The sequence below is a fragment of the Pedobacter sp. MC2016-24 genome (assembly GCF_015223055.1).
Taxonomy (GTDB): Bacteria; Bacteroidota; Bacteroidia; order Sphingobacteriales; family Sphingobacteriaceae; genus Pedobacter.
Window position 1 is genome coordinate 89075 of the sequence record NZ_JADFBX010000002.1, and the last position, 14127, is coordinate 103201.

General features: G+C 41.1%; 14 protein-coding genes. 3 read left to right on the plus strand and 11 right to left on the minus strand.

Features of this window, described 5'->3' with window-relative positions:
• Positions 1-105: 105 nt before the first annotated feature.
• Positions 106-465 (plus strand): hypothetical protein, encoded by a 360-nt coding sequence (locus IM797_RS06010; protein ID WP_194126208.1) that lies wholly within the window; start codon positions 106-108, stop codon positions 463-465.
• A gap of 95 nt (positions 466-560) precedes the next feature.
• Here the strand turns inward: IM797_RS06010 and IM797_RS06015 are convergent, their stop codons facing one another.
• From IM797_RS06015 to IM797_RS06045, 7 genes are all read right to left on the minus strand, one after another.
• Complete coding sequence (locus tag IM797_RS06015; RefSeq protein WP_194126209.1) at positions 561-1241, minus strand: OmpA family protein; 681 nt, start codon at positions 1239-1241, stop codon at positions 561-563.
• A 163-nt stretch (positions 1242-1404) separates the two neighbouring features.
• On the minus strand, positions 1405-2103 hold the full coding sequence (locus IM797_RS06020) for an ABC transporter ATP-binding protein (protein ID WP_194126210.1): 699 nt from the start codon (positions 2101-2103) through the stop codon (positions 1405-1407).
• A gap of 2 nt (positions 2104-2105) precedes the next feature.
• Positions 2106-3578: a DUF5687 family protein gene (locus tag IM797_RS06025; RefSeq protein WP_194126211.1), complete on the minus strand. Its 1473-nt coding sequence runs from the start codon at positions 3576-3578 to the stop codon at positions 2106-2108.
• A 3-nt stretch (positions 3579-3581) separates the two neighbouring features.
• Positions 3582-4862 (minus strand): replication-associated recombination protein A, encoded by a 1281-nt coding sequence (locus IM797_RS06030; protein WP_194126212.1) that lies wholly within the window; start codon positions 4860-4862, stop codon positions 3582-3584.
• 4 nt (positions 4863-4866) lie between these two features.
• Entirely contained in the window at positions 4867-6081 is a 1215-nt protein-coding gene (locus tag IM797_RS06035) for a DEAD/DEAH box helicase (protein ID WP_194126213.1), read from the minus strand.
• A gap of 50 nt (positions 6082-6131) precedes the next feature.
• Positions 6132-6896: a DUF4197 domain-containing protein gene (locus tag IM797_RS06040; protein WP_194126214.1), complete on the minus strand. Its 765-nt coding sequence runs from the start codon at positions 6894-6896 to the stop codon at positions 6132-6134.
• 14 nt (positions 6897-6910) lie between these two features.
• Positions 6911-8479, minus strand: coding sequence for a carboxypeptidase-like regulatory domain-containing protein (locus IM797_RS06045; RefSeq protein ID WP_194126215.1), 1569 nt, complete (start codon positions 8477-8479; stop codon positions 6911-6913).
• Positions 8480-8577: 98 nt separating this feature from the next.
• Here IM797_RS06045 and IM797_RS06050 point away from each other — a divergent pair, with 98 nt between their 5' ends.
• Positions 8578-9156 carry an RNA polymerase sigma factor gene (locus tag IM797_RS06050; protein ID WP_194126658.1) on the plus strand — a complete coding sequence of 193 codons (579 nt, stop codon included), beginning with the start codon at positions 8578-8580 and terminating at the stop codon, positions 9154-9156.
• Positions 9149-10447 carry a carboxypeptidase-like regulatory domain-containing protein gene (locus IM797_RS28650; protein WP_194126216.1) on the plus strand — a complete coding sequence of 433 codons (1299 nt, stop codon included), beginning with the start codon at positions 9149-9151 and terminating at the stop codon, positions 10445-10447. The genes IM797_RS06050 and IM797_RS28650 overlap by 8 nt, the downstream gene beginning before the upstream one ends.
• Before the next feature lie 65 nt (positions 10448-10512).
• Here the strand turns inward: IM797_RS28650 and IM797_RS06060 are convergent, their stop codons facing one another.
• The 4 genes from IM797_RS06060 to IM797_RS06075 form a co-directional block, all read right to left on the minus strand.
• Positions 10513-11523 carry an inorganic phosphate transporter gene (locus IM797_RS06060; RefSeq protein WP_194126217.1) on the minus strand — a complete coding sequence of 337 codons (1011 nt, stop codon included), beginning with the start codon at positions 11521-11523 and terminating at the stop codon, positions 10513-10515.
• Positions 11524-11535: 12 nt separating this feature from the next.
• On the minus strand, positions 11536-12177 hold the full coding sequence (locus IM797_RS06065) for a DUF47 domain-containing protein (protein WP_194126218.1): 642 nt from the start codon (positions 12175-12177) through the stop codon (positions 11536-11538).
• A gap of 87 nt (positions 12178-12264) precedes the next feature.
• Positions 12265-13293: a cell wall metabolism sensor histidine kinase WalK gene (locus IM797_RS06070; protein ID WP_194126219.1), complete on the minus strand. Its 1029-nt coding sequence runs from the start codon at positions 13291-13293 to the stop codon at positions 12265-12267.
• A 67-nt stretch (positions 13294-13360) separates the two neighbouring features.
• The gene (locus IM797_RS06075; protein WP_194126220.1) at positions 13361-14125 is read right to left on the minus strand and encodes a TIGR03915 family putative DNA repair protein; all 765 of its coding nucleotides are present in this window, start codon (positions 14123-14125) and stop codon (positions 13361-13363) included.
• Positions 14126-14127 lie beyond the last annotated feature (2 nt).

The window sequence follows — 14127 nt, forward strand, 5'->3', positions numbered from 1 at the left end:
GGTATTTACATGACCAGGTGTGCTAAATTTAATGAAATCAGTCAGCAATGTCTAATTTTCGTTTGGTAAATCAACACAATCGGCAATTGATTGTATCTTTGCGCCATGAAGCCTGCAGAAATTAATGCGAAATGGAAAATTTTGCAGCAAAAAATAGCACAGGAATTCGATTCTGACACTCCGGACTTAAAAGTAGTTTTGTTTTTAATAGGGGTTCAGGAATTGGGTAAAGGTCCTGGCAAATATAGTAAACGTCAAAAAGAAGAACTGATGCACATTGCTACCTGTCGCTTATTGAGCGAAATGGGCTTTTATGAGCTTGAAGGTTTAGATCAGGATGGCTGGCCACATTGGAAACTGGTTAAGCCCGTGCCTTCCTTCGCGATGATGGAGCAGGAGTTGTTATTGAAATCGCTGGCCGTACATTATTTCGAAGACATCTACGGTTCTGAAATTGAACAGTAACAGACGTTCCATTGATGCAAAAAACGTTGAAATAAAAAACCCGAAGTACAATGTACTCCGGGTTTCGTTTTTATAGGTAGATGTAAATGTGCTAATTATTTTCCTTGTTGTTTTGCTTCGTTTTTCAACTGGTCGTTGGCAACGATAACAACTTCAACTCTGCGGTTTGCAGCTCTTCCTTCTTCAGTTGCATTGTCAGCAATTGGCTCTGAAAAACCTTTTCCTAAGGTGATCAAGCGGGTAGACGGCACACCTTGTGAAACGGCATAAGCTTTAACAGCAGCAGCCCTCCTTTCGGATAAGCTCATGTTGTAAGCTTCAGTTCCTTTATTGTCAGTGTGTCCAATTACTTTAATGTCAGTTCCAGGATATTGATTAATTGAACCTGCTAAAGATTTGATATTGGTTTTTGCCTGAGCAGTTAAATCCGATTTGTCAAAACCGAATAAAATACCGCTATCAAATTTAACGATGATACCTTCACCTTCACGGATTACTTCAGCATTTGGAATCGCATTTTGAATTTCCGCCGCTTGTTTGTCCATTCTTTTACCAATGAAACCTCCGGCAGTACCACCTACAGCAGCACCAATGATAGCCCCTACTGCAGTATTACCAGCTTTTTTGCCGATGATAGCTCCCAATACACCACCAGCAGCAGCACCAATACCAGCTCCTTTTTGCGTTTTTGTTAAACTATCGCAACCTTGAAAAGCCATTGAGCCAATTGCCAGTGCGATACTAAATGTTGCTATTTTAAATTTCGAAGTAATCATAATCTATTCAATTTGTTTTACGCTGCCGGTAAATCAAACCTAATGCCAAGATTTTATCTTCTTTACTTTTATTGTTTTCTAACAAGGATTTGACAGCTTTTTTTGTCAGGTATACTGCAAAAATATTACGCTGTGGATGAATTGACCAGAATTCTAGACAACTTTATTCAGAGAAATAGGCTTCCAGCTCTTTAAGGGTGTTTTCATCTTTTAAGAAATCTTTGATGATTATGCCTTTTTCTAACAAAATGATCCTGTCACAAACGTCGGTTACATGGTTTAAGTCATGACTCGAAATTAAAGTCGTCATCTTACTGGTTCCTTTTAACGATTTAATCAGTGTTTTTAACCTGATTTGTGTAGTTGGGTCCAGATTGGCAAAAGGTTCATCTAAAACCAGGAGCTCTGGATTTTGCATCAGGGCGGCTGCAATACCAATTTTATTTTGATTGCCTTTAGAAAAATCACGTATGTATTTACCCCTGTTTAAAATTTCACTGTTGAAGAATTCCTCATATTGTATCAGGTACTCTTCAACCTGAGCGGTACTCCGATCATGCAGACTGCCGATAAATACGAAATATTCTTCAGGCGTAAGGTAATCGATTAAAAAACCTTCATCTAAATAAGAAGCGGTGTAGTTTTTCCAGACATCACTTTCCATCACATTTTCTCCTTTAGACAAAATGGCTCCTGCTGAAGGCCTGATCAGATCCAGCAACATTCTGAAAAAAGTAGTTTTACCCGCCCCGTTGTTGCCTACCAGTCCAATAGTTTCACCAGCCCGAATTTTCAAATTCGGAATATTGACAACGGTTTTTTCTCCATAAACCTTGGTCAGATTTTGTACTTCTAAAATCATAATTATTCTCTAAAGCCTTCGGCTATTTTATAACGTTGCTGTTCAAATTTTCTGGTGATATAATTCACCCAAAATCCCCGCATCAACAGCATGATCAGTCCGAAGGTCGAAACGATGATCAGACCGAGGTAAGGCATGCCCAGCAAGCCAAATGGCAGGTAAATCAATATCGGTGTTAGGGCATAAGGAAACATCAGCAGCCATTGATTTGCACCTGCACCCTGGTAGTTAAAAGTAGCACTTTTTTTAATGTCGAGCCGCTTATAATTATAGGTAGCCAGATAAAGCACAACCACAGTTCCAAAGCCGATGTTGTACAAGTAAGCTGTTAAATGAAGCAAGAGCAACTTCGGACTCAAAAAGCCGTAAAAACTGGCTAATAAAGTAATCATGGTACAGCCTATCGTAAATAATAAGAATTTAGCTTTTATGAAATCCTTAAAATTGATTCGATTGCTCAGTAAACCATCGAAATGTGCACTTTGCCAGCCGAACATAAATTGCCCATAAATGATGATCGATATTCCGGTCATAAAAATTGCGCCGAACATCATTTGACCAAAGGCATTTTCGGCAATGGCATGTTCCTTATAAAATATAAAGCCATATAAAAGAAAGAGGAAGCCCATAAACAATGCGGTTCGGGAACGTTTATGTCTCAGAATCAATTTAAGTTCAAGTGCAGCCAATTCACCCACACGGCCAAACCGGTTTAAAAAGGCATAATCCGTACTTACCTTTTTCTCATCGACCGAGCTTAATTCTTCTGCATAAAGGTTCTTCCGCAAATAACTTGAGTTTAACCTGAATATACCGAATGCCAATGCAGAGAAAACAAAACCAAGATATGGATGAGCGGCAATTGACCTGAAAATGAGATCGGAAATGCGCATGATCGAAATGAGCTTATAATGCTCCAGGGCTGCGAAACTGGCAATAATTAATAAACCGATCACAGTAAACCACACATTAGTGATTGATTTTCTCTTGATATACAGAACCAGGTAATTGTTTAAAACCATACCCGACAGTATAGAAATGATATACATGAATGTCGCCATGCCCCCAAAAGCAGGCGCGATCTTAGTCAGACAAAAAGGAAGGAACAAAAAGAATGGCCAAAGATTAAAAGCTGAAAATAGTGCCTTCACATTTAAAAAGATAATGATTTTCCGTTTCGGAATTTTTAGATGAAGATAAGGGACTATGCTTAAAGTCGGTAAATCCTGCAATTGCAAACGCATTAAAAAATCAAAGGCAAAATAATACAAAATGATGCCATTAAAGCTTGTAATGATGTCCTGGTCCGGAAAAACCTGCGGCAAAACATGCGACATCCCAAAGCCAATTCCTAAGGCAACGATCAAAAAATAAAGCATAAAAAAGCCAAGCACAAATTGGGCGGCCAGACTACCGCTACGGTTTCTGGAACGCCAGAAGGCTTTTCGCTGGTGACTTAAAAAGGTGAGGAGCATCGTCTAATAATTGTATTTGTTTTTCCAGTTTTGTTTTAACTTCTCGCGCAACTTATCTTCTGCAGGGTTCTTCCCTGGATCATATAGTTTCGTGCCGCTGATCTCTTCGGGCAAATATTCCTGTTCAGAAAAATTTCCTTCATAACCGTGGCTGTACTTATAATCTTTTCCATACCCAATGTTCTTCATCAATTTGGTCGGTGCATTTCTGATGTGAAGCGGTACGGGTAAATTCCCCGTTTGCTTAACCAGGGCCTGAGCCTGATTAATGGCTTCATACGCTGCATTGCTTTTGGCCGAAGAGGCCATATAGGTTACCGCTTGCGATAAGATGATCCGGGCTTCCGGATAACCGATTACATTTACCGCCTGGAAACAGTTATTGGCCAGCAGCAAAGCATTTGGATTGGCATTGCCGATATCTTCCGAGGCCAGGATCAAAAGCCTGCGGGCAATAAACAAAGGATCTTCACCACCTTCAATCATACGCGCAAGCCAGTAAACCGCTGCATTCGGGTCGCTGCCGCGAATCGATTTAATGAAAGCAGAGATGATGTCATAGTGCTGTTCTCCGGCTTTATCATATAAAGCAAGGTTTTGTTGAGCATGTGCCAGTACGCTTTCATTGGTCAGTACCACCTTATTTCCGCCGATGCCATTAATTGCAATTTCAAGTACATTGAGTAGTTTCCTGGCGTCTCCACCAGATAACCTGATTAAGGCCTCATGTTCTTTAATGGTGATTTTCTTCTCCTTTAGTAAAACGTCATTTTTAATGGCGGTTTGTAGCAGGCCCGAAAGCTCAGCTTCATTTAAGGATTTTAAGATGTAAACCTGGCATCTGGAGAGCAAAGCTGAGATGACTTCAAAAGAGGGATTTTCAGTGGTGGCACCAATTAAGGTCACCAATCCACGTTCTACAGCACCCAGCAAACTATCTTGTTGCGATTTGCTGAAACGATGAATCTCGTCTATAAATAAAATGGGCAAGCCCATTAAACTGTCTTTGAGCAGTGCCGCCCGGTCAATAACATCACGGATGTCTTTAACCCCCGAATTGATGGCGCTTAAATTAAAAAAAGGCCGGTCTAATGTCTGAGAAATGATGTACGCAAGCGTTGTTTTCCCCACGCCGGGAGGCCCCCAGAAAATCATGGATGGAAGCTGACTACTTTGAATTGCTTTACGCAATACTGCATCAGGTCCCACCAAATGCTGCTGACCAACATATTCGTCCAGGTTTTGAGGACGCATCCGTTCCGCTAATGGGGGTAAATTCTGCATATGCTTACACTTTCTTTTTACGCCATACTTTTTTCTTGCGTGGATTATTGGTTTTGGCTGCTTCAGGTTTATGAACGTGAACGGCTTCAATGCCAGCAATATCTTCCGGAAGTGGAATGACGTCAATTTTACGTTCAATCAACTTCTCAATACTGTCCAGTTTCCGCTTATCGCGAGCGTTAACGAGTGTAATTGCAGTGCCCTTAGTGGCTGCTCTGGCTGTACGGCCAATGCGGTGAACATAATCCTCTGCATCATGAGGTACATCAAAGTTAACCACCAGATCAATTCCCTCCACATCAATACCTCTGCTCAATACATCTGTTCCAATCAAAATCGGCAATTGCTTGTTTTTAAAGGTAAGCAAAATGCTTTCCCGTTCTTTTTGTCCAAGGTCTGAGTGAAAGGCCTCAGCCTTCAGTCCCAAACCTCTAAATACTTTTCCCAGGTTTTTTACTTTTTCCTTAGTCGAAGCAAAAACAATAATGCTCTTATAATCTCCGGTCTTTAAAATCTGGGTCAGTAAAGGAACCTTTTGCCCATCATGTGCGTGGTATATTTGTTGAGAAATACCTTCAGCTGGCTTGGAAATCGCCAGACTGATCTGCTCAGGATGTTGCAAAAGCGTTGCCGCTAACTTCCTGATTTTTGGGGGCATGGTTGCTGAAAACAATACCGTCTGCCTTTTTTGAGGCAAATAGCTTACAATTTTCATGATGTCATCATAAAAGCCCATGTCCAGCATCCGGTCCGCTTCATCCAGCACCAGGTGCTGAAGCTGATCTAGTTTTAATAAACCAGAAGACAAATGCGAGATCAGCCTGCCCGGAGTCGCAATGATGATGTCTACACCTTCACGCATCGAGCGCTTTTGTTGTTCATAAGCAATACCGTCACCTCCGCCATACACCGTTAAAGAACTGATATTGGTAAAGTAAGATAATGCCTCTACCTGCAAATCAATTTGTTGTGCCAGCTCTCTGGTGGGCGCGAGTATCAATGTATTGTTATGCCTGTTTTCCGTTTCCGTAATCATATTCATGATCGGTAAAAGGTAGGCGCCAGTTTTTCCTGTTCCTGTTTGTGCACAGGCTATTAAATCTTTCTTATCTAAAATAAGTGGAATAGCCTGTTCTTGTATGGGTGTCGCATTGCGAAAACCCATAGCCAGTAAACCCTCTAAAAGTTCGGGGTTAAAACTAAAATCTTTGAAATCCAATCTACTTTTATATTGTTAGTATTTTACCGTATAAAAGTAATGCTTTTATTCTATTTATTCTTATCGGCATATCCGAACACTTTTTGCAACAAAGAAGTTGACCTGGAACCCAGATTGTCCCTTATTTTAAGCTCTTCCTGAGCCACCTGGATAAACATCCCATCAATCGCTTTTTGGGCTACATAGTCAGATAAATCTGCATTTACTGGTTTTACCAGGGGCACTTTGTTGTATTGGCCGGCAGCATCAGCCCAGTACCTGGTTGCACCAACTTTAGCCAGGCTTGTCGTAATTACGGGTTTAAATTTTTGCATCAATTGCGCGGTGGTTACCCTTTTAAAGTAATTAGTTGCCGCGTCTTTACTGCCCAGTAAAATATTGGTGGCGTCAGTAATCGTCATTTGTTTAATAGCGGATAGAAAAATCGGCTTTGCTTCTTTTGCTGCATCTTCAGCAGCACGGTTTAAACCCAGAATCACATTGTCAGCCAATTTACCCATACCCAGGCTACGTAAAGTTTTTTCCACTTTTTGAGCTTCTGGTGGAAACAGGATCTTAACGGCCATATTTCCTAAAAAGCCATCTTTGGCAGAAAGCAGGTCGGCACCCCTTGATGTTCCGATTTCTAAAGCCTGTTTAATACCGGAAGCAATCTCAAGCGTGCTCGGATTACTTCCAGTTGTATTTGAATTACTTGCTGTACCTGTCTGACCGGTTACTTTTTTCAAGACATCCCCAAGTTTGATCTGGGCAGTTGCATTGTTCATTAAAAAACAAACAGATAAGGCCAGTCCGGCAAGTTTTAATCTTTTCATTTGAAATACGGGTGTTATTTTTTAACCGAAGATAACAAATCTTCGGCCATGTTGGCTTCCAGTCCCGCATATTTGTTAATCAATCGGTTCAGCAATTGGTTAAGGTACTCCACCTGGTAACTTCCCACGGTAGGTTTGAGGTGGCTATTGCCTATTCCACTATCATCTGTTAAAAAAACATAAGTGCCATTGGTACTTAAAGCCATAAAGCGCATTAAAAATTCCGTGTTTTTGTCTATGCCGCTGGCCACCACCGGAATTAAAGCAATCCCTTTCGCTGCAGCTTCCTTTACAGATCTCTGCAGGCTTTTAACTCTCGCGGCGTCATAATGAGGCGGTGCATCCAGAATCATAAACATCAGTTTGGCCGTAGGTCCGGTCGTAGACCAGCGCTGCTGGTATATGGCATTCTCCATCGCCTCTTCAACCGCTTCTTCAAAATCCCCGCCACCAGATGCTTCCTGTTTCGCAAGGTTTCTTTTTACATTTCTGATGTCGCTGTCAAATCCAAAATCCCGTACCACATAATCATCTCCCTTATCGCGGTAAAAAACCAATGCAGTCCGCGTATTTAAATTATTTCCACCATTTAATTTGCCAATAATATCTTCAAGCTCAGATTTTAAATAGCTAATCTCATCACCCATTGATCCTGTTGCATCAACCATAAACATCACATCCAGATTTTTAATGCTTTCAGCAGTTCGGTCTAAAACCATGGTCATGTTGCGTGTTTTTGCCGAAATATTTTTGTTGTACAGTGTTTTACCATTTACATCCGTTACAGCCAGTGTCAATTCTTCCTGTTCATTGGAAAACAAAGACGGCCACAGCTCAACTTTACCTTCAAAATTAGTTTGGGCCTTCCACAACGGGGTTCCGTTGCGCAGTGCGGTAACTGTATAATTAATCAAGGGTTTTTGCTGTTTGTTCTTTAAGTTTATACTGATTCTTTTGTTGGTGTAAAACTGCCATTTGGGTTGGTTGGCCGACCATTCCTGGTTGTTCATCAGGTCTTTCCAAAAATCCCAATGCTCAAGGTCATTCCATTCCCCTGCTGTCAGTTGATTGGATTGTGGCTTAATTTTACCAGGAAGAGCAGAAACCGGACCTGGTTTTTTAGCTACTGATCCTACAACGCTTTTACTTCGTGTCACACTACTGGACCGATCGGTTGAAACCCCGCTAACTCTTCCTTCCAAAGCAACTGCCGATGCTGTAACACTACGTTTGGTCTTGGTATCACCGTAGCCCGTGATCACAATTTCTGACAATGATGCACTACTTTGAGCCAGTGCGACATTAACGACATTACTTCCATTCAATTTGATGATGGCATTGTTGTAACCAATCATACTAAACTTTAAGCGGTATTCTTTTGCTTCAATATCAATTGTATATCTCCCGTTTTTATCCGTACTTGCTTTTGCTTTTCCTGATTCTGAAGTTACAGAAACGCCCGGTAAAGGCATACCACTGTCTTTGTCTTTTACCAGTCCGGTTATGGTTTTAGCCATAACGACATGAGGTTTAAATGCTGTAAATAATAAGAGTATTGATACAGACAATAATAACGTTTTCATAAGCTGCTGTTTTTTACAATGATGACAGCTTTTTAAAATTTCCATACCAGTGTCAAAAAATATTTTTATACTTGAGCAGATTATGCCTTGAACATTCCTTGAAATTTATAAAGAACAATACCCGTATTAAAGAGCAAGATGATCTTGCTTTGATTGCTGATTATAAAAATAGCGGCAACCTGGAGGTATTGGGTACGCTTTATAACCGGTACATGCACTTGGTATTTGGGGTTTGTCTGAATTATCTGAAGGATGAAGAGCAGAGCAAAGACGCGGTGATGCAGATTTTTGAAGAGCTGGTTGTTAAACTGCGGATTCATGAAGTGCAGAACTTTAAAAGCTGGTTGCATGTTTTAACCAGGAACCATTGCCTCATGGCGCTGCGCAAGGCTTCTAAAAATAATACCGTCTCCATTGATGATACTTTTGTGGAAAACACTGAATTTGTGCATCTTGATGTTGATGATACAAAAGAGCAAAAGCTTACTGTGATGGAAAAATGCATGGAGACCCTGCCTGAAGAACAACGTAAGAGTGTAGATTTGTTTTATTTACAGGAAAAATGTTATAAGGAAGTGGCAGACATTACGGGCTATGACATGCTTAAAGTCAAAAGCTATATCCAGAACGGAAAACGAAACCTGAAAATTTGTATAGAAAAGAATAGTGGTGAATAAAGATTGGTTAGATATAGATGTTTTAGAGGATTACCTCGACGGTAAGCTGGATGCTAAAACCATGAACAGGGTAGAGCGGGAAGCGCTTGAAGATCCTTTTGTGGCTGAAGCATTGGCAGGCCTCAGTGCATCTCCGAAACGGTCTCTGCAATCCATTTCGCTTTTGCAGAAACAATTACAAGATCGGATTGCCGAACAACGCAGCATTAAAAAAACTTCGGTGATCACCTGGCAGCGTTTAAGCATCGCGGCTACAGCAGCCGTTTTATTTGTTGCGGTCAGTATTGTTTTTTGGATGAAAGAAAATAACCGGCAGAAAGAGTTGGCAGCCTTACCTAAAAAAGTAGATGTAACAATTGCACAGAAATCCGGTGCTGATTTGCCTGCAACTGTTGCTGAGGCGCCGGCAATTGCGGCTGCTCCTGAAGCAGATCAGAAAGCAGATTTAGCCATTGAAAAGGCCGTTAAGGCAGCGAAAAGCAATCAATATGCAGTCCTTGATAAAAAGAAGACTGAGGTTAAATCTAAGGAAGCGTATACGGCGCAGCCACTGCAGGAAGTTGCGATTGTTGGCAATAAAGTTCAAGCCAAACGCAGTATAACGGGCTCTGTATCTGTAGTAATGGCGGCTCCTATGAATGAGTTAAGTGGAAGAGTGATCGCTAAAGACGACGGTATGCCTTTAGTTGGTGCAGTAGTTAAGGTAGAAGGGACGCCATTTCAAACCGTTACAGATATCAATGGGAAATTTACCATCCATGCCGATACTACGTTGAAAGCAGTTAAAATTAGTGCAAACATGATTGGTTTTAACCGTATGGAGTTGCTTGCTAAGGCAAACACTCCGGTTCAGATTTCCTTAAACCCTGCTGTCGGGCAGCTAAATGAAGTGGTGGTTACAGGGTATGGACTTGCTAAAAAAGAAATGTTGAAATCAAGAGCAGATACGGCTCCGGTTTTTGGCGCACTCGCTGGTCGCGTAGCGGGCACGGATATTCGGATCAGAGGGATGGCAACAACGCCAAAAATGGCATCTGAACCGGTAGGGGGCTGGGATAAACTTTTTGAATATATCCATGCAAACAATAGTTTTAAAGCCGAGCCCAAAATGGGAGTTTCTGTTGAACTTAGTTTCAAAATTGATAAAGAAGGAAAGCCAGTAAATATTGAAATTGTTAAAGGGGCGGCTGCTAAATATGAGGATGAGGCCATTCGCCTGATTCTAAATGGGCCTAAGTGGCAGCCACCTAAGAAAGCCCAAAGCCGGATCACCTTTGCGATAGATTTCTAAAGCAACAAATCGGCACACAAAAAAGCCGCAGTTGAAGCTGCGGCTTTTTTGTGTTTTATATTTTTCTAAAAGAATAAATGGATAACGCCGTATACAATTCCCGCAAGGGTTGCCGATACTGGAATTGTTAATACCCAGGCCCAAAGTAAACTTACGGTAACTCCCCACCTAACTGCAGATACCCTTTTCAGTAAACCAACCCCTACAATAGAGCCGGTAATGGTATGGGTCGTAGAAACCGGAATACCAAAGTGTTCGGTAATTCCAAGCGTTACAGCGCCCGCTGCTTCAGCAGCTACGCCCTCAAAAGCATTTACTTTAGTGATTTTAGAGCCCATTGTTTTTACGATTTTCCAGCCACCACTCATGGTGCCCAATGCAATCGCAGCATAACAAGAAATTGGAATCCATTCAGGCATGTGATCGCCTGTTTTTAATACATTTGAAGCTACCATGGCTACATAAATGATTCCCATAACTTTTTGAGCATCATTACCACCATGCGTAAAACTTAGCGCAGCAGAAGAGATCAATTGCAGTCGTTTAAACCACTTTTCTGCTACCGAAGGTCTGGCATGTTTGGAGATGTGCAGGATAATAATCGAAATGATTACCGAGATAACCATACCTATAACAGGCGCCAGTACGATAAATGCAACCACCTTCAAAATAGGGGCGATGTTGATGGCCGACATGATGCCTGCGCCCAATGTATAAGCTTTAGCCATACCCGCCCCTGCAAAACCACCAATTAAGGTATGCGATGAACTGGATGGAATTCCAAACCACCAGGTGAATAAGTTCCAGGTGATGGCGGCGATCAAACCAGCCAGAATAACTTCCAGTGTAATGTAGTTTTCTACCACTGTTTTAGCAATGGTATTGGCTACTTTGTGATCGGTAAAATAGAAATACGCAGCGAAATTAAATACCGCTGCCCATAGTACTGCCTGAAAAGGAGACAATACTTTTGTGGATACGATCGTTGCAATTGAGTTCGCAGCATCGTGAAAGCCGTTTATATAATCGAAGGCTATGGCCAGAACAATTACAACAACCAATAAGGTAGTTACCATTTTGTTTATTTTTTATGCGTTCTTTACCAAAATAGATTCCAGCACGTTGGCCGCATCTTCACATTTGTCTGTAGCCATTTCTAAGGTCTGCAGCACTTCTTTTTGTTTAATCAGTTCAATCGCATTGGTCTCGAATTCAAATAAACGGGCAATGGCCAGGTTACATACGTAATCAGCCTGATTTTCTCCGCTATTGATCCGTACACAAGCGTCAGCAATTACCCTGATATTTTTAAAGCTTCTCAGTTCTTTAATTGCTTTTTCCAAATCTGTACACATTTCAACCAGCAACTCTGCCAGTTTGATCATGGCATCACCAATCACCGTAATGTTGTACAATTCAATATTGCTTGCCGACGCATGGATATAATCCGCAATGTCATCCACAGCACTAGCTAGCGCGTGAATATCTTCACGGTCAAATGGCGTAATGAAATTCTTACTTAATTCAAGGAAGATGGAGTGCGTAATGTCATCACCAACGTGTTCCAAACGCTCTACTTCTTTAATGTGTTCCTTCCTTTTTTCCAGGTCAGTTGCACTTAGTGCAAGCAGAAGCGCCTGAGAAATCTTTAATACATTACTTCCAGCCTGTTCAAACAGGGGTTGGAATTTTTTGTCTTTTGGAGTAAAGAACTTAAAAATGCTGTTCATATTAGTTTAAAATATGATACAAAAGTATGAGTGTAATGTTAAGTTAATGTTAAGTGTTAAGTTAAATGTGAAAAAACTACATTGCTGTTAACCAGCTTTTTCCAGTGTGAATGCAAAAGTAGTACCGATCTGCAGGGTACTACGTACCGAAATGATCTGTTGATGGGCTTCCAGGATATGTTTCACAATTGCCAGGCCCAATCCGGTGCCACCTTCCTGTCTGGACCGGTGAGAATCGATGCGGTAAAAACGCTCAAATAAACGGGCCAGGTGCTTCTCATCAATACCAATGCCATCATCTGTGACCTCAATCAGGTACTGATCATGTAATTCAAATATCTTGATGGCAGTTGATCCGCCATGTTCTTTACCGTATTTCAATGAGTTTTGCACCAGGTTAATCAATACCTGCCTGATTTTTTCCCGATCGGCATTGACAAAGGCCGGGTGTGTATATTTGTCTTTAAATGAAAGCTTAATGTGTCGTGTGCGGGCCTTATCTTCCAATACATCCATCACTTCCTTAGCCAACAGTACAAAGTCGAATTTTTCGTAATTAATTGGAATGTCGCCGCTTTCCAGCTTGGAAATTGAATCCAGATCGGTTATCAGGTAGCTCAGACGTTCTACGTTTTGTTCTGCCTTTTTCAGAAATTTAGTCGCCATTTCCGGATCATCCGTCAGGCAATCCTGCAGGGTCTCGATATAGCCCTGAATGGCAAACAATGGTGTTTTAAATTCGTGAGATACATTGGAAAGAAATTCACGCCTAAATTGCTCCTGCTTTTTCAGTACATCAATCTCCCTTTTTTTTGCGCCTGCCCACTCTTTCACTTCATGTTCCACATCATTAATTGGATCAGAACTCACATACTCACCCAAAGCATCTTTTAAATCTTTACCCAATTTCAAGTTGTGTATCAACTTGTAAATCAGCACAATTTTAGAATAAATGTATTTCTCCAGCAGGTAATAAAAAACAATAAAACTGGTGATAAATGTGACGCCGAAAGATACCAGCATAAAATACCAGCTTTGCTGGAAATAAAAGTTAACCAGACCTATGGACAGGCCTACTGCAAATGCAGCTATCAATACCAAAACACTTAATTTCATGCCACTACTATTTACTTCAATTCTAAGCTAAAGAACACGGATATGCAAGTAAATGACCAGATAAATTTTACAGTACTTTTTTCTCTGTCAGATATTTCCAATAACGTTTGGGTACATGCTGAACATGAAGCTTTGTATTTTTACGTGCCGCGATATTGGTGCTCTTAAAATAGTCGTTCCAAAGCAGGGCATATAAGCCCTCTTTTTCTGACAGTTGCTCTCTTGCCGGTTTGGATAATGTCCTTTCTTCTTCCAGGCTGAAATGTATTTCGCTTACCGCTTCCAGGTCATAGAAAAGACCGTAGTGCCGCTTTAAATCATAAATAATCCATTTTTGATCCGCATACCTGTTTTTAAAATGGCTCATGATCAAAGGTAAAACATTAAAGTCAGGGTCTATTCCACAATAAAACAGGTCATCTGAAGTCTGCTGAAAGCGAATGAAGGCTTCCATTCTGTGTTTTTCCCGTTCTACTTTTTTAGCGGTTTGGGCCAGCTTCAATACATGAGGATTTCCATAATTGTGCTCCGCACCTGGTAAACTGGAAAAAATATAACAGGCAAATTCAAAAAGCGTCACATAGGCTTCGGCTGTTTCAGCCAGAAAGGTGCAGTAAAAACGCCTCAACCAGCCTTTGTCTAGTTTTTGTCCAAGACCTTTCCATACCCGGTCTGCATTGCTCGGGTCATTATACACCGTATGCACCGCATTAAAGGCCTCAGGCTGATAATATTTAAGGACTTTCAATGAAACTTTTCCCGGCTTGCGTTCAAACCAGTCAAATACAGCACAAAGTAGGCTCTCTAAACTTCCATCAATTAAATAAACCATGC

What these genes read in the sequence shown, in the direction of transcription:
- IM797_RS06040 (WP_194126214.1), bottom strand. Translation starts at nt 6,896, where the DNA reads ATGAAAAGATTAAAACTTGCCGGACTGGCCTTATCTGTTTGTTTTTTA.
- IM797_RS06075 (WP_194126220.1), bottom strand. Translation starts at nt 14,125, where the DNA reads ATGGTTTATTTAATTGATGGAAGTTTAGAGAGCCTACTTTGTGCTGTA.
- IM797_RS06070 (WP_194126219.1), bottom strand. Translation starts at nt 13,293, where the DNA reads ATGAAATTAAGTGTTTTGGTATTGATAGCTGCATTTGCAGTAGGCCTG.
- IM797_RS06020 (WP_194126210.1), bottom strand. Translation starts at nt 2,103, where the DNA reads ATGATTTTAGAAGTACAAAATCTGACCAAGGTTTATGGAGAAAAAACC.
- IM797_RS06010 (WP_194126208.1), top strand. Translation starts at nt 106, where the DNA reads ATGAAGCCTGCAGAAATTAATGCGAAATGGAAAATTTTGCAGCAAAAA.
- IM797_RS06030 (WP_194126212.1), bottom strand. Translation starts at nt 4,862, where the DNA reads ATGCAGAATTTACCCCCATTAGCGGAACGGATGCGTCCTCAAAACCTG.
- IM797_RS06015 (WP_194126209.1), bottom strand. Translation starts at nt 1,241, where the DNA reads ATGATTACTTCGAAATTTAAAATAGCAACATTTAGTATCGCACTGGCA.
- IM797_RS06025 (WP_194126211.1), bottom strand. Translation starts at nt 3,578, where the DNA reads ATGCTCCTCACCTTTTTAAGTCACCAGCGAAAAGCCTTCTGGCGTTCC.
- IM797_RS06065 (WP_194126218.1), bottom strand. Translation starts at nt 12,177, where the DNA reads ATGAACAGCATTTTTAAGTTCTTTACTCCAAAAGACAAAAAATTCCAA.
- IM797_RS06045 (WP_194126215.1), bottom strand. Translation starts at nt 8,479, where the DNA reads ATGAAAACGTTATTATTGTCTGTATCAATACTCTTATTATTTACAGCA.
- IM797_RS06060 (WP_194126217.1), bottom strand. Translation starts at nt 11,523, where the DNA reads ATGGTAACTACCTTATTGGTTGTTGTAATTGTTCTGGCCATAGCCTTC.